The sequence below is a fragment of the Actinoplanes sp. CA-142083 genome, assembly GCF_050942195.1.
Taxonomy (GTDB): domain Bacteria; phylum Actinomycetota; class Actinomycetes; order Mycobacteriales; family Micromonosporaceae; genus Actinoplanes.
Genome location: NZ_CP192076.1, coordinates 611,749 through 630,689, shown reverse-complemented (window position 1 = coordinate 630,689; position 18,941 = coordinate 611,749). Strand labels below are relative to the sequence as shown.

17 protein-coding genes and 1 riboswitch are annotated in these 18,941 nt (G+C 69.7%); of the genes, 6 read left to right on the top strand and 11 right to left on the bottom strand.

All coding sequences use genetic code 11. From position 1 onward, the window contains the following. Positions 1–30 precede the first annotated feature (30 nt). The 3 genes from ACQPZX_RS02955 to ACQPZX_RS02945 are packed head-to-tail and all read right to left on the bottom strand — an operon-like array spanning position 31 to position 2,008. Complete coding sequence (locus tag ACQPZX_RS02955) at positions 31–1,296, bottom strand: hypothetical protein (RefSeq protein WP_433373961.1); 1,266 nt, start codon at positions 1,294–1,296, stop codon at positions 31–33. Further along, the gene (locus ACQPZX_RS02950) at positions 1,293–1,622 is read right to left on the bottom strand and encodes a type VII secretion target (protein ID WP_433373959.1); all 330 of its coding nucleotides are present in this window, start codon (positions 1,620–1,622) and stop codon (positions 1,293–1,295) included. Before ACQPZX_RS02950 ends, ACQPZX_RS02955 begins: the two co-directional genes overlap by 4 nt. Continuing rightward, positions 1,619–2,008, bottom strand: a complete 390-nt coding sequence (locus tag ACQPZX_RS02945) for a YbaB/EbfC family nucleoid-associated protein (protein WP_433384995.1) — start codon at positions 2,006–2,008, stop codon at positions 1,619–1,621. The genes ACQPZX_RS02950 and ACQPZX_RS02945 overlap by 4 nt, the downstream gene beginning before the upstream one ends. Positions 2,009–2,274: 266 nt before the next feature. On the opposite strand from ACQPZX_RS02945, the gene ACQPZX_RS02940 reads away from it, so the two are divergent. Further along, complete coding sequence (locus ACQPZX_RS02940) at positions 2,275–4,179, top strand: LamG-like jellyroll fold domain-containing protein (RefSeq protein WP_433373956.1); 1,905 nt, start codon at positions 2,275–2,277, stop codon at positions 4,177–4,179. Positions 4,180–4,265: 86 nt separating this feature from the next. After that, a complete protein-coding gene (locus ACQPZX_RS02935; protein WP_433373954.1) occupies positions 4,266–4,562 on the top strand; it encodes a hypothetical protein in 297 nt (98 codons plus the stop codon). A 17-nt stretch (positions 4,563–4,579) separates the two neighbouring features. Here ACQPZX_RS02935 and ACQPZX_RS02930 read toward each other — a convergent pair whose 3' ends face one another. Together ACQPZX_RS02930 and ahcY are read right to left on the bottom strand one after the other, a co-directional pair. Further along, positions 4,580–6,205 (bottom strand): Na+/H+ antiporter, encoded by a 1,626-nt coding sequence (locus tag ACQPZX_RS02930; RefSeq protein ID WP_433373951.1) that lies wholly within the window; start codon positions 6,203–6,205, stop codon positions 4,580–4,582. A 132-nt stretch (positions 6,206–6,337) separates the two neighbouring features. Further along, the gene (gene ahcY / locus ACQPZX_RS02925; RefSeq protein WP_433384992.1) at positions 6,338–7,840 is read right to left on the bottom strand and encodes an adenosylhomocysteinase; all 1,503 of its coding nucleotides are present in this window, start codon (positions 7,838–7,840) and stop codon (positions 6,338–6,340) included. Beyond that, positions 7,816–7,899, bottom strand: a riboswitch (S-adenosyl-L-homocysteine riboswitch). (Overlaps the previous gene by 25 nt.) A 114-nt stretch (positions 7,900–8,013) precedes the next feature. Between ahcY and ACQPZX_RS02920 the strand changes: the two genes are divergently transcribed. The 4 genes from ACQPZX_RS02920 (at position 8,014) to ACQPZX_RS02905 (ending at position 11,480) form a co-directional block, all read left to right on the top strand. Next, complete coding sequence (locus tag ACQPZX_RS02920; RefSeq protein WP_433373948.1) at positions 8,014–8,892, top strand: HAMP domain-containing protein; 879 nt, start codon at positions 8,014–8,016, stop codon at positions 8,890–8,892. Between the two features lie 59 nt (positions 8,893–8,951). Then, on the top strand, positions 8,952–9,887 hold the full coding sequence (locus tag ACQPZX_RS02915) for a LacI family DNA-binding transcriptional regulator (RefSeq protein ID WP_433373945.1): 936 nt from the start codon (positions 8,952–8,954) through the stop codon (positions 9,885–9,887). 66 nt (positions 9,888–9,953) lie between these two features. Continuing rightward, positions 9,954–10,283: a YciI family protein gene (locus ACQPZX_RS02910; RefSeq protein ID WP_433373942.1), complete on the top strand. Its 330-nt coding sequence runs from the start codon at positions 9,954–9,956 to the stop codon at positions 10,281–10,283. Beyond that, positions 10,284–11,480, top strand: a complete 1,197-nt coding sequence (locus ACQPZX_RS02905; RefSeq protein WP_433373940.1) for an RNA polymerase sigma factor — start codon at positions 10,284–10,286, stop codon at positions 11,478–11,480. It abuts the gene before it with no gap. Between the two features lie 186 nt (positions 11,481–11,666). Here the strand turns inward: ACQPZX_RS02905 and ACQPZX_RS02900 are convergent, their stop codons facing one another. From ACQPZX_RS02900 to nhaA, 6 genes are all read right to left on the bottom strand, one after another. Beyond that, on the bottom strand, positions 11,667–13,244 hold the full coding sequence (locus tag ACQPZX_RS02900) for an ABC transporter permease (RefSeq protein WP_433373938.1): 1,578 nt from the start codon (positions 13,242–13,244) through the stop codon (positions 11,667–11,669). Continuing rightward, entirely contained in the window at positions 13,241–14,134 is an 894-nt protein-coding gene (locus ACQPZX_RS02895; protein WP_433373935.1) for an ABC transporter ATP-binding protein, read from the bottom strand. Before ACQPZX_RS02895 ends, ACQPZX_RS02900 begins: the two co-directional genes overlap by 4 nt. 2 nt (positions 14,135–14,136) lie before the next feature. Next, positions 14,137–14,742 carry a TetR/AcrR family transcriptional regulator gene (locus tag ACQPZX_RS02890; RefSeq protein WP_433373932.1) on the bottom strand — a complete coding sequence of 202 codons (606 nt, stop codon included), beginning with the start codon at positions 14,740–14,742 and terminating at the stop codon, positions 14,137–14,139. Positions 14,743–14,770: 28 nt separating this feature from the next. After that, the gene (locus ACQPZX_RS02885; RefSeq protein WP_433373929.1) at positions 14,771–15,646 is read right to left on the bottom strand and encodes an ABC transporter substrate-binding protein; all 876 of its coding nucleotides are present in this window, start codon (positions 15,644–15,646) and stop codon (positions 14,771–14,773) included. Continuing rightward, positions 15,643–17,517: a putative bifunctional diguanylate cyclase/phosphodiesterase gene (locus tag ACQPZX_RS02880; protein WP_433373926.1), complete on the bottom strand. Its 1,875-nt coding sequence runs from the start codon at positions 17,515–17,517 to the stop codon at positions 15,643–15,645. The genes ACQPZX_RS02885 and ACQPZX_RS02880 overlap by 4 nt, the downstream gene beginning before the upstream one ends. 308 nt (positions 17,518–17,825) lie before the next feature. Continuing rightward, positions 17,826–18,899: a Na+/H+ antiporter NhaA gene (gene nhaA / locus ACQPZX_RS02875; protein ID WP_433384989.1), complete on the bottom strand. Its 1,074-nt coding sequence runs from the start codon at positions 18,897–18,899 to the stop codon at positions 17,826–17,828. Between the last annotated feature and the right edge of the window lie 42 nt (positions 18,900–18,941).

The window sequence follows — 18,941 nt, the reverse complement described above, 5'->3', positions numbered from 1 at the left end:
GTCGCCACCCTTCAACCTGACCGAACACCCTCAATACCTCCGCTGGTAGCCGACGCCATCCGAGGCCGCAGCCTCAGGATCCCACGTATAGCCTGCGTCGATCGTGGCAGTGTGGGCACGTCCGTAGCTGGGATCGCCGGTGCTGGCCATGTGCTGCGCCTCGAATCGTTCGTGGCGCAGCAGGTCGATATCAGCCGGGTGCGGATTGCCGTCGGCGAGCCGCTGCCAAGCTTCGGCCATCCGCGGGTTGGCGTCGAAACGGCCCACTATGTCGTCGCCGTACATATCGAGCAGATGTTCCTCGCGGAACACGTGATTCTTGATCAGCGAGATGTCCTCACTGCTGAAGCCGTATTCCTGTGCGGTCGCCGCGACGGCCGGTAGCTCGTCATCGGTGGCACGGAACGTGTCATAAGCCTGATTCGCCCAGTCCTCTTCGAAGTCGATGTCGCCGCGCGGACGCCGCAGTTCGCCGCCGGTCTGCCGCACCGCGGACGTCGCGTCGGACGCGGCTTCGGTCGGGTCGGAACGGCTGAGTTTGTGGAGGGTGGTCTTCAGGTCGTCGAGGACGCCGGTCAGGTCGGTGAGCTTGCCGCTGAGGCGGCGCAGGCTGTTCAGCAACGCCCGGACGAAGCCCTGGATCCGGTCGACCCACTTGGCGACCAAGGTGGCCACTTGACCGACAACGACGGGAGTGCCCAAGCCGAGGGTCAGGCCCGCCTCGGCCAGCCATTGCGGCAGGCGGGCGGCGAGCGTCGCCACGAACTGGGCGATCAGGTCGCGGACGATGCCGCGGACCAGGCCGACGAGCATGCCCGCGCCCTCGACGGCGTACGAGATTCCCTCGGATGCCTTGGCCATGCCGCCGAGCACGTCGAGGTGCTGGGCCGCGTGCCGGCGGTAGGCGTCGCCGGAGGCGCCCGACCAGCCGGCGATCTGCGACGAGATCGCGTCGGCGAAACGCTGCTGCGTGGCGGCGGTCGCCGCGGCGACATTGCGCCAGGTCGCGGCGTGTGCGGCGATCTCGTCGGGCTGACCGGCCAGCCAGTCCAGGGCTTCCTTCAACGGCCGTACGTGTTCCATCAGCCAGCCGACGCCCCAGGCCACGAGCGTGCCGAGCGGGTCGATGACCGTCCCGAGCAGATCGAGGGCGCCACCGACGCCGCCCAGCGTCCCATCCACCCAGCTGTCGTTCTGGATGCCGTTGCTGATCTGCGCGGCGTCCTCGGCCAGCCCGAGCCCGGTGTACCAGGTGGTCGAGCTCTGCGCCTGGGCGACCAGGGGGTTGCCGGTCACAGCGGAAGGTCGATGCCCGGGCCGGCGGCCGCCTCGAGCCGTCCGGCGCTGCCGGCATCGGCGGTCGTCATGGCCGACGCGGTTGTGCGCAGCTTCCGCGCCGTCTCACCGAGCGCTTCCACCGCGTCGTTCATGACGCCGGTGGCAGTACCGAACAGCGGGCTGAGCAGGGCCGGCAGAAATTGGCAGAGCTGCCCGTACGCCTGGCTGTCCATCACCACCTCGCCCACGGCCGACCTGGCCGTCGCCAACTCGTCGGATGCTCCGCGCACGGAGTCCGAGTGCCGCAACACCGCCTCGGCCGGGAATTCCACAGTGGGGCTCACTTGTCCTCCTCCCGCTCGGCTGCCGGGAATCGGGTGTCGAACGAATGAATCACCGCTCGACCGGTCTCGGTGTCCGCACCGACCGTGGCCTGCACCTCCTCGGCGACCCGGCCGGACAGGGACGCCTGCGCCCGGCGCATCACCGTCATGATTTCGTCGGCGAGCCGCGGGCCGGACAACTCGTGTACCCGGTCGTCGAGCTCGAGCCGCTCCACCTGCCCCGCGGATCCGACCGTCACCCGGATCGCGCCGTCACGGCCTTCCGCTTTACCGGTCAGCTCGGCCACCCGCCGCGACAGCTCGACGCTGAGCGCCGCCTGAGCGTTCGCCTGCCGGGCCCACGAATCCAGCCATTCCTCGGAAGCGTCGATGCCATCCAAGGTCATCACCCCCGTCGATACCTTCTGGACACGCTATCGAGCCGCCGCCAACCCGATCTTCGGGAAAGCAACAAGGCGCGAGCAATCCGCCCCCGCCCGGCTGCCGAATACTCGTTGACCCAATCCGCACTATCGCCCGTCGATGCCATCGGCGTTGATCAGTCATGCCCGCGGGCGGATGATCGGCTGGTGGTCATCTGATGGTCTCTCCCCGGACGAGGTTCGCCCGTAACGTCCGGTTCGCTGGATTTCCGAACGTCGGAAGGGACTCGATGCTCGAGCACAGTCAGACGCCGATCGGACCGAGCCGGCGCGAGCTTCTGCGGTCCGCGGCGGTGGCGGGCGCCGGCGCGGCCACCTTCGGGCTGCTGAGCGGCAGCGGAACAGTGAACGCCGACGGGACGAGCCGGTGGGAGCCGGACCCGGCCGGGCCGCAGTTCACGCTGGCGATCATGCCGGACACCCAGTTCCTGTACTGGGGCAGCCAGAACAGCATCAACCCGGCGCCGCAGGAGGAGTCCTTCCGGTACATCATCGACAGCAAGGACGACAACATCGTCTTCATGGCGCACCTGGGCGACCTGACCCAGGACGCCGAGGCCAGCTCCTTCAAGGCGGTCGGCAAGGCGTTCGATCTGCTCGACTCGCACGGCGTCGGGTACAGCGTGCTGGCCGGCAACCACGATGTGTCCGGTGACGACACCCGCGGTTCCACGCCGTACCTCAAGACCATGGGCCCGCAGCGGTTCCGGCGTTCGAAGACGTTCGCCGGAGCCGACGCGAGCGGCTACAACACCGCGCACATCTTTCGCGCCGGCGGCCGGGAGTGGCTGCTGCTCGCGCTGGACTGGCGGATGTCGGCGCAGGGTTTCGCCTGGGCCAACAAGGTCATCAAGGACTACCCGAGGCTGCCGGTGATCGTGACGACCCACGAACTGGTCGGTTCGCCGTACGACGACAACGTCTACCCGTACGAGTCGGGCGACCCGGAGAACAACGCGGTCCTCTCCGGCTACGGCCAGCAGCTGTGGGATGGACTGATCGACAACAACGATCAGATCTTCCTGACCATCAACGGTCACCACTGGCCGCCGGGACGCACGACCCGCAAGAACGCCGCCGGCAACGACGTGCACCTGCACATCACGAACTACCAGAACCGCTACTTCGGCGGCGCCGCGATGCTGCGTCTCTACCACTTCGACCTGGCCCGCAACGTCATCGACGTGGAGACGGTGGCGCCGTACTTCTTGGCCCAGGACCCGGAGCGGCGCAGTCCGCTGGCCGCCCAGCATCTGCGGCTGACCACACCGGTGGACCAGTTCTCGGTGCCGCTCGATCTGGAGCGGCGCTTCCCGGCAGCGGTGCGGCCGGCGCGTCCGGCCGGCGAGCTCGTGGTGCGGGGGACGCTGGCGTACTGGCGCTTCGACAACGGCGGTGTGAGCGGCAGTCCGGTGCGGCCCGGGCAGACCGTCCGGGACCTGTCCGGATGCGGCAACGATCTGACCGTCGCCGCCGTGGCGGGCAGCGCCGCCGACGCCCTGACCTGGTCGAGCCACCACCATCCCGACCAGCCGGCCCACGCCGCCCTGCGTTTCGAGGGCGGCCGCGATCCGCTGCGCGGCGCCTACCTGACGACCGGGGCCGACGCGCCGCTGAACGCGGAGACGTTCAACCGCGGCTACACCATCGAGGCGTTCCTGAAGATCCCGCTGGACTGGGACCCGACCGACAACGCCTGGATGTCGGTGCTCACCCGCCGGGGCCGGGCGGACGACGCCGGCAAGAGCGGCAAGAACACCGACCCGAGGGACCCGCTGGCCGGCCTCAACATCTCCAACAACGGCCGCGAGCCGCAGTTCAACTTCTACCCGCTGAGCCAGACCTCCCCGACGACCAACTGGGGTCACGGGCTCTTCGAAGAGGTCTGGTGGCACGTCGCGATCGTCAACGACGGCAAGCGGACCATCATGTACGTCGAGGGCAGCCCCGTCATCGACAATCCGTCGACGCTGTCGGTGGGCATCGCGTCGCTGGGCCTGCCCTGGCTGTTCGGCGGCCACGAGTACGGCGGCGTGGTGGACAACGTCTTCCACGGCTGGATCGGCGACGTGCGGATCGTGAACCGCGCCCTTCCCGTCGATCAGTTCATGAACGCCGACAAATCCGGTCAATAGGTAGGGCCAAATGGCCACTTACCCGGGCGTTCCCGGCGACGCATGATGGCTGCATAGGACGTGTTGGAGCCAAAGGAGGCGACATCATGTTGTTGCAAGGAAGTCGGCCGGAGCCGGCCCGTACCGAGCAGCCGGCGCCGCGCCGGGTGGCCGCGCCGGAGCCCATGCCCACCGTGAGCGTCCGGGCCCGGAACTACCCGCCGATCACCTGGGATCACCCCAGCCTGGGCAAGACGGTGGCGACGGGCCTGGGCGGGAAGTCCAAGACCACGGCGTTGCTCATCCTGCTCGGCGCGGTCTTCGTCGGCGCGGCGATGGCCATCGCGATCGTGGTGACCAGCATCGTGTCGGCTTTCGGGATCGACGCCTCGTCCGGATATTGAAAAACGAAGCTGCGGGTTCAGGAGCGTTCGGCCAGCCTCTCCTCGTGGTCGAGCTCCCGCTCCAGGACCCGCAGCCCTTCGTCGGTCAGCATGCCGCTGTCCCGCCAGCGCAGCAGCTCCTCGCGCTGCGCCTCGATCACCTCGCGCCGCACCGCCAGGGCCGCCTCGTACTGCGGTGACACCGGCACCTCGTCGGAGTCGGCCTTCTCGATCAGGTCGAGCCGCTTGCGGTAGCGCTCGAGCCGGACCGTCAGCTGCTTGCGCATGGTCTCGATGGCACGGTCCTCGATGTGGTCGTGCTTCTCCTGCTGGATCTCGTCGAGCCGGTCCAGCGCGGCCTGCACCGCCGCCGACCGGGCCTCGTTGCGCTCGCGGGCCAGGTCGGCCTTGTTGGCTTTCAAACCCAGCCACCGTACGAGCGGCGCGAACGTCAGACCCTGCCCGAGCAGGGTGACCAGCACGACGATGAAGGCACAGAACTGCATCAGGTCGCGGTCGGGCACGTTCGGCTTGAGCGTGAAGATCGCGGCGAGCGTGATGACACCCCGGGTGCCGGCCCAGCTGAGCGCCACGACCTCCTTCCTCGTGAGCGCCTTGTCCTCGTGGCCCTGATCGAGGGAACCGCCCAGACGGGAGTGCATCCGCCGGGGCAGGAGCTGGGTCAGCACGAGCCAGAGCGGCCGCAGCAGCAGCACGACGTCGACCGAGACCGCCACCGCCGTCCAGATGGTGGCGGTCGAGTACTCGTGCAGGCGGTCGATGACGGCCGGGAGCTGCTGGCCGATCAGCAGGAAGACGAAGCCCTCCAGGACGAAGTCGATCAGCCGCCAGACGGCGCTGGTCTGCAGCCGGCTCGCGCCCGAGGAATAGCGCGGCGCGTCGTGGCCGATGATCAGGCCGGCCACCACCACGGCGAGCACGCCCGAGACGTGCACGCTCTCCCCCAGCAGGTACGCGGCGAAGGGCGTGACCAGGGAGATGGTGTTCGCGCTGATCGGGTCGTCGCGCAGGTGCCGCAAGAACCGTACGAAATAAGCCACCACCAGGCCGGCGACCACGCCCCCGGCCGCCGACAACACGAACTGCCCCACCGCCGTGGGGAAGGAGAAGCCCTCGCCGTCGACCGACGCCACCGCGACGCTGAGGATGGTCAGCGCGGTCGCGTCGTTGAGCAGGCCCTCGCCCTGGATCAGGGTGATCATGTTGCCGGGCAGGCCGGCCCGGCGGCCCACGGCGAGCGCGGCGACCGGGTCGGGCGGCGCGATGGCCGCGCCCAGCGCCACCCCGGCGGCCAGCGTCGCGCCCGTGACCCACAGGTCGAAACCGACCCCGACCAGCAGCGCGGTGGCGAGCACCAGCAGCACCGAGAGGCTGATGACGGTGCGCAGGTTGTGGCGGATGTCGAGCAGTGAGGAGTCCAGCGCCGCGTTGTACAGCAGCGGCGGGATCACGAAGGTGAGGATGATTTCCGGGTTGAGCTCGATGTTCGGCCCGGGGAGCACGGCGTAGACGATGCCGATGATGGTGAGCAGCGCCGCCGCGGGCAGGCCGGTGCGCCGGGACACCCAGCGGGTCGCCACGATGATCGCGGCGGCGGCCAGGACAAAGAGCAGGATCTCCTCAGCGTGATGCACGAGATCCATTCTCGCGGAAATGGGCCGCGCCGAACGGCGCGGCCCATCTAGACATACTTGAGGATTATTCAGGGCGGTGGGGACCGAGCCCGCCTGGGTGCGGCGAGCTGCAACTCAAGGTGGGCCCTGAATAACCCTCACTCAGTAGCGGTAGTGCTCGGGCTTGTAGGGCCCGTCCACGTCCACGCCGAGGTACTCCGCCTGCTTCTTGGTGAGCGTCGTCAGGCGCACGCCGAGGGCATCGAGGTGCAGCCGGGCGACCTTCTCGTCGAGGTGCTTGGGCAGCACGTAGACCTGCAGCTCGTACTCGCCGGGCTTGGTCCAGAGCTCGATCTGGGCCATGACCTGGTTGGTGAACGAGTTGGACATGACGAAGCTGGGGTGCCCGGTGGCGTTGCCCAGGTTCATCAGCCGGCCCTCGGAGAGCACGATCACGGAGTGGCCGTCCGCGAAGCGCCACTCGTGCACCTGCGGCTTGATCTCGACCTTCTCGATGCCGGGCACCTTGGCCAGGCCGGCCATGTCGATCTCGTCGTCGAAGTGCCCGACGTTGCCGACGATCGCGTTGTGCTTCATCGCCTGCAGGTGCTCGACCCGGATGATGTCGGTGCCACCGGTGGTGGTGATGAAGATGTCCGCCTCGCCGACGACGTCCTCGAGCCGGGCCACCTGCATGCCGTCCATGGAGGCCTGCAGCGCGCAGATCGGGTCGATCTCGGTGACGATGACCCGCGCACCCTGGCCGCGCAGCGTCTCGGCCGCGCCCTTGCCGACGTCGCCGTAGCCGCAGACGACCGCGAGCTTGCCGCCGAGCATGACGTCGGTGGCCCGGTTGAGGCCGTCGACCAGCGAGTGCCGGATGCCGTACTTGTTGTCGAACTTGCTCTTGGTGACCGCGTCGTTGACGTTGATCGCCGGGAAGAGCAGCGTGCCCTCCTTGGCCAGCTTGTACAGCCGGGCCACGCCGGTCGTGGTCTCCTCGGTGACACCGCGGATGTCGGACGCGATCTTGGTGAACCGCTGCTTGTCGCCGGCCAGCGACTCGCGCAGCGTGTCCAGGATGATCGTGTACTCGTGGTTGTCGTCCTCGGTCGCCTGCGGAACCGCGCCGGCCGCCTCGAACTCGGCGCCCTTGTGCACGAGCAGGGTGGCGTCACCGCCGTCGTCGAGGATCATGTTCGGCCCGTTGCCGTTGCCGAAGTCGAACAGGTTCATGGTGGCCCACCAGTACTCCTCCAGCGTCTCGCCCTTCCAGGCGAAGACCGGGACGCCGGCCGGGGCGTCGACCGTGCCGGTGGGGCCGACCACGACCGCGGCGGCCGCGTCGTCCTGGGTCGAGAAGATGTTGCAGGACACCCAGCGGACTTGGGCGCCCAGCGCGACCAGCGTCTCGATCAGCACGGCGGTCTGCACGGTCATGTGCAGCGAGCCGGCGATGCGCGCGCCCTTGAGCGGCTGGGACTCCCCGAACTCCTTGCGGAGCGACATCAGGCCGGGCATCTCGTGCTCGGCGAGGCGCAGCTGGTGGCGGCCGGCCTCGGCCAGTGAGAGATCGGCGACGGCGAACTGCAGACCGTTGACGACCTGGTACTTTTCAGACACGAAGAGGGCTCCTCCCTCATCAGGAGGCGCCCTTGCAGTCAGCAAGTCCTCAGCCGAGCGTGGCGGACCGTCAAAAGTCCGTTGCAGCGCCTCTCGGCCAGGCCTTTACAGGCTACCAAGAGACTGCGATTCTTAGCCGCCCCATGTGATTCGACTGGCAGGGTAGGGACGTGCCAGAGGCGCTACCTCGGGTTTTTCGGCCCAGGACCATTCGCGTGCAGCTCACGCTCGCCATCACGGCCGTCGTCGCCCTCGTGGTGGCGCTCGCCGGGCTGGCCGTCGTGCTGTACGCCGATCGCCGCGACCTCAAGGACGTGGACGACACGCTCGCCGCGCGGGCGGCGGTGGTGCGCACGGCCGCGGCGAAGTCCGGCTCGCTGCCGACGGACGGGACCTATGCCGTACGCCTCGTGCGCGGCACCGAGGTGCGGGCCGAGGCGGGCTCCTCGACAAAATTCTCGATCCCGGTAAAAGACGGCTATTCCACCGTGACGGCCGAGGACGGATCACACTGGCGTTCGTGGGCCGAAACGCTCAAGACCGGGGTTCAGCTCCAGATCTTGGTCGACCTCCGCGACGTAGAGAAGCGACATTCCGGAAATGTCAGGATGATTGACCTCATTGTGTTGCTTGCCGCCGTGGTCGCGGCGGCCGGGACCTGGGTGGTCGGCGGCCTCGTGCTGCGGCCGCTGCTCAAGCTGGCCGAGGGCGCCAAGGCGGTGACCCCCGACGACCCGACCGTGCGGCTGCCGGTCGTGACCAGCCCGCCCGAGGTCGCCGAGCTCGGCACCGCCATCAACACGGCGATCGATCGCTACGCCCACAAAAAGGGCGAAACCCCGGAGCCCGAACCCGAGGCCGCCCTCATCAAGCAGGCCGAGCAGCTGGCCCACCAGATCGCCGCGGAGATCACCAAGGTCACCGCGGACCTGCGCGCGCCGCTCGCGGAGCTCGGCGAAGGCCTCGACCAGCTTCTCGACAACCCCGACATGCCGGCCACCCAGCGCCACCTCTACCTGGCGTCGATCCAGACCGAATACCGGCGCATCGTCACCCTGGTGGACGATCTCGAGACCCGCGCGACGTCACGCTAAGGGCTTGACAAATATCAAGGTCCTTCCATAAAACCTCAAAAACCCCTCATCCTGTACGCGTGAAGCACCCCCACCGGATTCGGGAGATCGCCCATCAGGCCGGCCTCAGCGAGGCCACCGTCGACCGGGTGCTGCACGATCGCGGCGGGGTTCGCGAGAGCACCGCCCGCGAAGTTCACCAGGCCATCGCCGCCCTCGACCGGGAACAGGCCGAAGCCAGGTTGACCGGCCCCGCCGTACCCGTCGATGTCGTGGTCTCGGGTCCGTCCCGCTTCGCCGTGGCGCTCCGGCAGGCCTTCGACGCCGAACTGCCCGATCTGCGCCCGGCCGTCATCAAGCCCCGGTTCCACCTCGGCGACCAGGAGGTGGTGGCAATCCTCGACCGCATCGGCCGCTCCCACTCGCTGGGCGTCATCCTCACCGCGCCGGACACCCCCGAGATCACCGAGGCGGTGGGCCTGATCGGCATGCCGGTGGTCACCCTGGGCGTTGATCTTCCGGAGAGCAAGCGCATCGCGTACGCCGGAATCTCGCACCCCGACGCCGGCGCGACCGCGGCCTACCTGGTCGGGCAATGGCTCGCCGATCGCGCCGGCGACGTGCTGCTCGTTCCCGGTGACGATGACCTCGGCGCCGCCGAACGGGCCGCCGGCTTCCGCGCCGAGATGGTGGCCCGCGCGCCGAACCGCCGCGTCTTCGACAGTCCGGCCTCCTCGGTGCGGGCGATCTACGCTCCCGCGGCCGGCGGCACCACCGCGGTGGTCGAGGAGTTCGCTCACGACGGCCGCAACTACGACGTCTTCGTGGCGCACGGGCTCGACGCCGCCAACGCCGAGCTGCTGCGCGCCCACCAGCTCTCGGCGGTGCTGCATCAGGATCTGCGCGCCGACGTGCGGCACGCCTGCCTCACCATCCTCCGAGCTCAGGGCCTGCTCAGCGGGCCGATCCGCTCGACCCCCTCGGCGATCCGGGTGATCACGCCATTTAATTTCTGAGCGGGCGTCCGGATCCGGTCCGGCCGTTCGTCACCCTGGTGAAGGACCAACCAGAGGGAGATCGAAGTGAAGTACATGATGTTCGTCTGCAACGACACCGAGCCCGAGACCGACGAGTCCCTCGTTCCCGACATCGACGTCTGGGTGGCCGAGAACGACGCGAACGGCCGCCGGGTGACCGGCAACGTGCTGGCCCCGCCGTCCGCGGCGACGACCGTCCGGGTACGCGGCGGCGAGGTGCTCCTCACCGACGGCCCGTTCGCCGAGACCAAGGAGGTCATCGTGGGCTTCGACATCCTCGAGTGCGCCGACCTCGACGAGGCGATCGCGGTGGCCACCGCGCACCCGATGGCGCACAACGGCCGCCTCGAGATCCGGCCCTACGCGGACCTGTAAGTGACCTCTGTCGAAGCGGCCGTCAACGCCGGCTGGGACTCGTACGCAAGGATCGTCGCCTCTTTGATCAGAGTGACCGGCGATTGGACCCTTGCCGAGGACTGCGCCCAGGAGGCGATGGCGGCCGCCCTGGAACGCTGGCCGCGCGACGGAGCGCCCGCGAATCCCGGCGGCTGGTTGCTGACCACCGCCCGGAACCGCGCGATCGACGTGCTCCGCCGCGCCGCCGTGGAGAAGACGAAACTCCAGGAGGTCGCCATGCTCTGGGACCCGACGTCCCGCTCCTTCGAAATCGAGGACGACCGCCTGCGGCTGATCTTCACCTGCTGCCATCCGGCACTGTCCCTGGAGGCGAGGGTCGCCCTGACCCTGCGCACCATCGCCGGCGTGCCGACCCCCGACATCGCCCGCGCCTTCCTGGTCACCGAGTCGACCATGACCAGGCGCATCACCCGCGCCAAGTCGAAGATCGCGGACGCCCGCATCCCCTACCGCGTGCCGACGGGACCGGCGCTCGCCGAGCGCCTGCCCGGGGTCCTGGCCGTCCTCTACCTGCTGTTCACCAGGGGGTACGACGCCGACGGCGAGCCCGCCTTCGCATCGGAGGCCATCCGGCTGGCCCGCTTGCTGGCCACGTTGATGCCGTCATCGCCCGAGGTCGACTCGTTGCTGGCGCTGTTCCTGCTGCAGCACTCGCGGCGCGACGCCCGCCGCGACGCCCTTGGCGACCTGGTAACCCTGGAGAAGCAGGACCGCTCCCGCTGGGACGGCCCGGCGATAGCCGAGGGCGTGGCGATCCTGATGCGCACGCCGGTCGAGGGCCCCTACGGAGTGCAGGCCCGGATCGCCGCGTGCCACGCGACGGCCCACGATTTCGCCGACACCGATTGGGGGACGATAGCCCGTTGGTACGACGAGCTGGGCCACATCCAGCCGTCGCCGGTGGTGGCCCTGAACAGGGCGGTGGCGCACGGCTACGCCTTCGGCCCGGAGGTGGGTCTGGCGCTGCTGGCCGAGGCTCGCGCGGGGGGCGCCCTGAACGACTACGCCGCCGCAACCGCGGTGGAGGCCGACCTGATAGCCCGCACCGGCGACCGCGTGCGCGCGGCCGCCCTGTTCCGCGCGGCGGCCGCCACAGCGCCGTCCGAGGTGGAGCGCCGAGCACTGCTGTCCCGCGCCGCCGAGCTCGGCGCATAGAGATCTTCGACGGCCGATGACCGCCAGCCGAACATCACCGCGGCGCATTTCGAACCAGCGCCGCCGCAAATCGAAAGCGATGTCGTCGCAAATCGAAACCCTGAGGGCCTACTCGGCACGCTCGCAACCGGTCGTGCTCTCTGGCAGATGCCCCCACCTGGCCCCGGGTGAGGGCATCCGGCCGGATCAGTCGGGGATGTTGCGGCGGCGGAGGCCGGCGATGCCCAGCACGCCGAACACGGCCGCCACCGCGATCAGGGTGACCATCGGCGTTGCCGAGACGTCGCCGCCGGGCAGGCGTGGGGTGTGGGTGAACGGGGAGATGTCCAGCAACCACTGGCTGAGCTGCAACGTCTCCCCCACCAGCAGGATCAGCAGGCACGCCGCCGGGGCCGCCCACGCCACCAGCGACCAGCGCGGCAGCAGGCCGAAGAGAAGCACCGTCAAACCGGCCAGCACCCAGACGGCCGGCAGCTGCAGCATCGTGCCGGCCAGGATGTCGCCGAAATCGCCGGGGCTGTAGGTCAGGCCGGCCACCAGGCCCTCGGCGAACAGGGCCAGCGCCGGGCCCAGCAGCGAGAACAGCAGGTGGCTGAAGGCCCACGCGTAGCGCGACACCGACGTGGCCAGTACCGCCTCGGCGTGGCCGGTCGTCTCCTCGTCGCGCAGCCGCAAGGTCGCCTGCACGCCGTAGCAGGCGGCGATCAGGCCGACTATCCCGGCGGTGCCGGCGAAGTAGCTGTCGACCAGCTGCGAGGAGCCGCCGAGGCGGGCGAAGATGTCCGACAAGCCCTTGTTGTCCTGAGCGATGTCGAGGACGCTGCCGCCCACCCCGCCGAAGATCAGCCCGAGCAGGGCCAGCCCGAGCGTCCAGCCGATCAGGAGTCCACGGTGGAGACGCCAGGCCAGCGCCAGCGGGGTGCGGAGCGAGGCCGCGGCCGAGGCACGGCCCAGCCGCGCGGCGAACAGGCCGTCGCCGAGGTCGCGCCGGCCGCGCAAGTAGACCGCTACGGCCACCGCGACCGCACTGAGCAGCACCGACAGGACGACCGGCCACCAGTTCAGCGGGCCGTACGGGAAGATCCGGGTGACCCAGCCGAGCGGCGAGATCCAGGAGAGCCACGACAGGCTGCCGTCGCCCAGCGAGGAGATGTCGCCGCCGACCCGCAGCGCGTAGGAGACGCCCAGCGCCACGATCGCGATCGACCGGGCCGCGCGGGCGCTGCTGGTGAGCTGCGCGGTAATTGCCCCGATTGCCGCGAACAGCCAACCGCTCAACGCGAACTCCGCGCCGAAAGCGAGCGAGCCGGCGACCGAACCCGAACGCCCGGCCATCGAGGCGAAGGTGATCAAGCCCAGCAGCAGCGAGGCGCCGCAGGTGACAAGAAGAGCAGCGCCCAGATTCGCATGCCGCCCGGTCACCGTGGAACCGACCAACTCGGCGCGGCCGGCCTCCTCATCCGTACGCGTATGCCGAATAACCGTGAGCAAGGCGACCAGCCCGATCATCACGGGCACGAAGCCGGCCCGCCAGTTGGTCAGCGCGGCGAACGAATCGCCATGCAAAAGACCGTAGAGCGCGACGAATCCGGCGTTGTCCGCGCTGACCGTTGCGTACTGGATGCGCTCGGCATCGGTGGGGAACAGGCCCTCGAAGGAGGCGTAGTAGCCGGCCGGGAGGAAGCCGAAGATGATCACCCAGATCGGCAGCAGAAAGCGGTCGCGCCGCAGGATCAGCCGGATCAGCTTGCCGACGCCGGTCATCGGTCGCCCCGCTGGTACTGCCGGAGGAACAGCTCCTCGAGCGACGGCGGCTGGCTGACCAGGCTGCGCACCCCGACCTTGACCAGCGACTGCAGCGCCGGCTCGAGGGCGTCGGTGTCCACGTCGAAGCGGATCTTGCCGTTGTCGGTACGGAAGTCGTGCACGCCGGGCATGGTCGCGAGGCCGTCCGGCGAACCGACCAGTTCGGCCTGGATCGACGTACGCGTCAGGTGTCGCAGATCGTCGAGGGTGCCGGTCTCGACCGCCCGGCCGTCGCGAATGATCGTGAGCCGGTCGCAGAGCGCCTCGACCTCGGCCAGGATGTGGCTGGACAGCAGCACCGTGCGGTCGCCGCGCCTCTTCTCCTGGAGGATCACCTCGCGGAAGACCTCCTCCATCAGGGGGTCGAGGCCGCTGGTCGGCTCGTCGAGGATCAACAGCTCCACATCGGATGCCAGCGCCGCGACCAGCGCCACCTTCTGCCGGTTGCCCTTGGAGTAGGTGCGGCCCTTCTTGCGGGGGTCGAGCTCGAAGCGCTCCAGCAGCTCGGCACGGCGGGACGGGTCGAGCCCGCCGCGCAGCCGGCCGAGCAGGTCGATCACCTCGCCGCCGGTCAGGTTGGGCCACAGGGTGACGTCGCCCGGCACGTACGCCAGACGCTTGTGCAGATCGGTGGCCGACGCCCACGGGTCGCCGCCGAGCAGGCTCACCTTGCCGCCGTCGTGGCGCATCAGGCCCAGCAGGATGCGGATGGTGGTGGTCTTGCCGGCGCCGTTGGGGCCCAGGAAGCCGTGCACCTCACCGGTCCGGACCCGCAGGTCGAGCCCGTCCAGGGCGGTGACCTTGCCGAACCGCTTGATCAGTCCCTCGGCATCGATTGCCTCGGCCATGACTACTCCTCGGAGGGGGAAAGGCCGTCCAGCGCCGTCCGCGCGAGATCGGCCTGTGCGCGGGTGACCAGCGGGGTGGAGAAGATCTCGAGGGAGGCGCGCAGCACCCGCGCCCAGCCCTCCGGCTCGCCGGTGTCGACGCCGAGGACTCGAGACAGCTGGTCACGTGACGTGAGCATGGACATCTTCATCACGGAGATCACGGCGATGAACGCCCGCGGGTCCTCGACCTTGAGATCGGTGGCGGCGAACCAGCGCTCGCCGTACTCGATCAAGCGGTCGAACAGGGCCGACCCGGCCGGCGACCCATCCAGCACCGAGCGCGTGATGTAGCGCTGCATGCGCAACATGCCGGGCGTGATGCGGTCGACGACCTGGAACTCGATGAAGCGGTTGCCCAGCGCGGTCAGCTCGTTCAACACGTACTCGTCGCAGGCGTCGCGGAGGCCCTCCTTGGAGCCGAAATGGTGCCGCAACAGCCCGGACGAGACGCCCGCCTTCTGCGCGATGTCGCGGATCGTGGCGCCGTCGATGCCGCGGTCGGCGAACAGCTCGATCGCCGCGTCGCGGATGCGCGCTCGTGCCGTCAGATCCCCAGGGCTACTCACCCGTGTAGCGTACTACACAAGCGTGTAGTCAGACAGCGCCATTTACCACGGCGGATGTGACCGCGCCGTTCGTGAGTCCCCACCGCGCCAGCAGGTCGCCATAGACGCCCGACGCGATCACCTTGTCCAGCGCCGCCTTGACCGCGTCCCTGAGCTGGGTGTTCCCCTTGGCGAACGGGATGCCGATCAGCCCGGGCTCGTACTGCGCGGTCGACGCCAGCTGGTAGTAGTTGCTGGTGCGGTTGTCGGTTGCCAGATAGGCCGCTGCGGGGTAGTCGTTGAGCACCGCCACCGCCCGCCCGGTCCGCAGCTGCAGCAGCGCGTCGGCGTTGGTCTTGTACTCGTTGATCTTCATCGGCCGGTCGCCGCATCCGCTCTGCGACCGGTGCAGCAGGTCGGCCTGCACGGTGCCCTGCTCGATCGCGACGACCTGGCCGCACAGGTTGGTGAGCTCGGCGATCGCGGCCGGGTTGCCGCGCTGCACGATCACCGAGGTGCCGGCCGAGAAGTAGTTGACGAAGTCGGCCTTCTTCTCGCGCTCCTCGGTGTCGGTCATGGCCGACATCACGCCGTCGTAGGTGCCGTCGGCGACCTTGTCCAGCGCCGTCTGGAAGGCCCCGGTCACCATCTGGATCTTTACGCCGAGCACCCGGCCGAGGGCATCAGCAAGATCAGGTTCAAAGCCCACGATCGTACGGCCGTCCGGCGCGAACTGCTCCATGGGCGGGTAGCTCGCGTCGGTGACGAAGCGGATCGTCCCGGTGTTCTGCACCGACAGCGGGAGCATGTCGTGCAGTGACTTGTCGAATTGCAGGCTGTTGTCGACAACCGCCGCGGTGGTCGTGGCCGCACCACAACCAGACACCAGCGCAACTGCGACGAAAGCCGCGACAAGACCCTTCACCGAACCCCCTCCATCATCGGCACCTGAGTCCAGGGCACCGGCTTCGAGTACAGATATCCCTGCGCCTCGTCACACCCGGCCGCCGCGATCCACGCGGCCACCTCGCTCGTCTCCACGCCCTCGGCGGTGACCCGGCAGCCCAGGCCGTGCGCGAGCGCGATCACCGCGCGCACGATCGCCTGGTTCTCCGGCTCCGACAGCACCGTGTCCACGAAGCTGCGATCGATCTTGATCTCGGTCAGCGGCACCCCGCGCAGCCGGGCCAGGCTGGTGTAGCCGGTGCCGAAGTCGTCCACCGAGATGCCGACACCGACCTCGGCCAGCGCCCGCAACGCCTGCTGGGCCGAGGCGATGTCGTCGATCATGGCGGTCTCGGTGATCTCCAGCGTGAGCCGCTCCGGCGCCACACCCGTCTCCGCCAGCAGCGAGGAGACCAACATCGCAAACCCCGGGGACTCCAGGTTGCGGGCCGACACGTTGACCGAGACCGTCCAGTCGCGACCGGCGGCCGTCCAGGCCAGCTGATCGGTGAGCGCGCGGCGCAGCACCCAGGCGGTGAGCGGCTCGATCAGCCCCGACTGCTCGGCGGCCGGCAGGAAGTCCGACGGCGGAACGAGCCCACGCGTCGGGTGCTGCCAGCGCACCAGCGCCTCCACCCCGCACACCACGCCGTCGGCGAGCCGCACCTTGGGCTGGTAGTAGAGCACCAGCTCGTCACGCTCCAGCGCGTGCCGCAGCTCGGCCTGCACGACCAGCCACTGTGTCGGGTGGGCCGCCCGCTCGCCGGCGTACACGACGATGTCCGCCGTGCCGCGCTTGCCCTGGTACATGGCCGCGTCCGCGTGCCGCAGCAGCCGCTCGACGTCCTCGCCGTGGTCGGGGTAGAGCGCCACCCCGAAGCTCGCCTCGATGGTCAGCGGCACGCCGTCGAGCACCACCTCGCGGGTCAGCGACGCCCGCACCCGTTCCAGCAGCCCCAGCACCGCCGGCCCGTCCAACCCGGGCAGGATCAGCGCGAACTCGTCGCCGCCGAGCCGCGCCGCGGTGTCCTCGGCGCGCAGCGAGGTCCGCAGCCGGCCGGTGATCACCCGCAGCAGGTCGTCGCCGGCGTGGTGCCCGAGCGTGTCGTTGACTTCCTTGAACCGGTTGAGGTCGACGACCACCACGGCGCCGCCGGCACGGGAGGCCAGCGCGGCCGTCGCCCGCTGCCGGAACGCCTCCCGGTTGGGCAGGCCGGTGAGCCCGTCGTGCAGCGCCTCGTGCGACTGCTGCGCGGCGTACCGGCGCAGCGAGCGGGTGGTCGACCAGGAGATCAGGGCGGTGGCCAGGTAGAGCAGGCCCAGGCCGATGCCGAGCCGCCGGTAGGTGACGACCATCTGCTCGTGCAGGCGAGCGGCGATCTTGTCGTACGGGAGATAGAGCTCGAGCACCCCGATGGCCTCGCCGGACGCCCGCGCGAAGACCGGTTGCAGCACCCGGATGAGCTGCCCGCCCGGCGCGGCGTCGTCCTTGACCAGGGTGGCCGCGGCCTGCCCGAGCGAGGCCGACCGGAACGCCGGGTCGCCGACCGGCACCCCGCCCGAGGTGGAGCCGTCGTCCGAGAAGACCACCTGGCCGCTGAAGTTGCGCAGTCGCATCCGCAGCACCGAGCCGTGGTACAGCGCCAGGTCGGTGGCCTTCGCGAGGCTGTCCCGCTGGCCGGCGGTGATGCCCCGGCTCAGGTCGGCGTCGTCGAGGGCCGGCGCGATCGCCATCTCGGCGATGACCGCGGCCTGCGCCTTGCCCTGGTCCTGGCCCTGCTTGGTGGCGTCGTCGCGCACGCCGCAGAGCAGGAGCACGCCGAGCGCGCCCACCGGCAGGAGGCTGGCCACGGCATAGGTGGCGAAGAGGCGCGATCCCGACCGCGCCCCTCGCCGTGAACCCCTTTGCCGCCACACGGAACCGCTTATCGACTCGGTTGCCGTTCGGTTGAGGAAAGTCCGTCAACATCCGCCGGCGGACCGTGAACGTCCCGTATCCAGCCCCACGCGGCCCGCCTGGTCGGCCGCGACTCCCGGTCCCCACTGAACCCGATGACCGTGGCCGGCGTTCCGGTAACAGGAGGGCCGCCCGGTTCGGGCGGCCCTTTTCCTACGGCGACGGCTACATGGCGGCGGGTGCGCCTTTGCTGACGGGGTGGCTACGTGTCGGAGGCGAGCAGGCGGCGATAGTGCCGATCCCGTACGCGGAGAATTGCCGCGCCCGCCAGCGCCGCGACCGACGAACCCAGCAGGACCCCCAGCTTCGCCTGTTGGTCCTGGGCGCCGCCGGCGCCGAACGCGAGCTCGCCGATCAGCAGCGACACGGTGAAGCCGACGCCGCCGAGCATGGCCACGCCGGCGACGTCCCACCAGTCGAGGTCGCCGTCGAGCTCGGCCCGGGTGAAACGCTGGACCAGCCAGGTGGCCCCGGTGATCCCGATGGTCTTGCCGGCCACCAGGGCGACGACGACGCCGAGCGTGACCGCGCCGCCCACGCCGGCGCCGCTCACCGAGACGCCGGCGGCGAAGAAGGCGAAGACGGGCACCGCCACCCCGGCGGAGACCGGGCGCCAACGGTGCTCGAAGCGCACGCCCAGCTTGACCGGCACGGTGAAGGCGAGCAGCACCCCGGCGACCGTGGCGTGGATCCCGGACTCGTGCACCAGCAGCCAGGTGGCCGCGGCGAACGGGAGCAGGATCCACCAGGCGCGAACGCCGCGGCGGGTCAGCAGGGCGAAGGCGGCCAGCGGCACGAGGGCCAGCAGCAGGGGCGCGACGTGCAGGGACGACGTGTAGAAGACCGCGATGATCACGATGGCCAAGAGGTCGTCGACTACGGCAAGGGTGAGCAGGAACGTGCGCAGGCCGGCCGGCAGCGACGTATTGACCAGGCCGAGCACGGCCAGCGCGAACGCGATGTCGGTGGCGGTCGGCACCGCCCAGCCGCGCATGGCGCCCCCGGCGTTGATCGCGACGTAGATAAGGGCGGGGGCGATCATCCCGCCGACGGCGGCGGCCACCGGAAGGGCGGCGCGGCGCGGGTCGCGCAGGTCACCGGCGACGAGTTCGCGCTTGAGCTCGAGCCCGGCCACGAAGAAGAAGATCGCGAGCAGGCCGTCGGCGGCCCACTGCGCCGGCGTCAGGCCACCCATGCCCAAACCGGAGATTTCGTGATAAGTCTCGGACCAGGGTGAATTCGCCCACAGCAGCGCCAGCGCGGTGGCGCCGAGCATGAGCAGGCCACCGGTCGTCTCGGTGCGCAGGAGGGCGGCGAC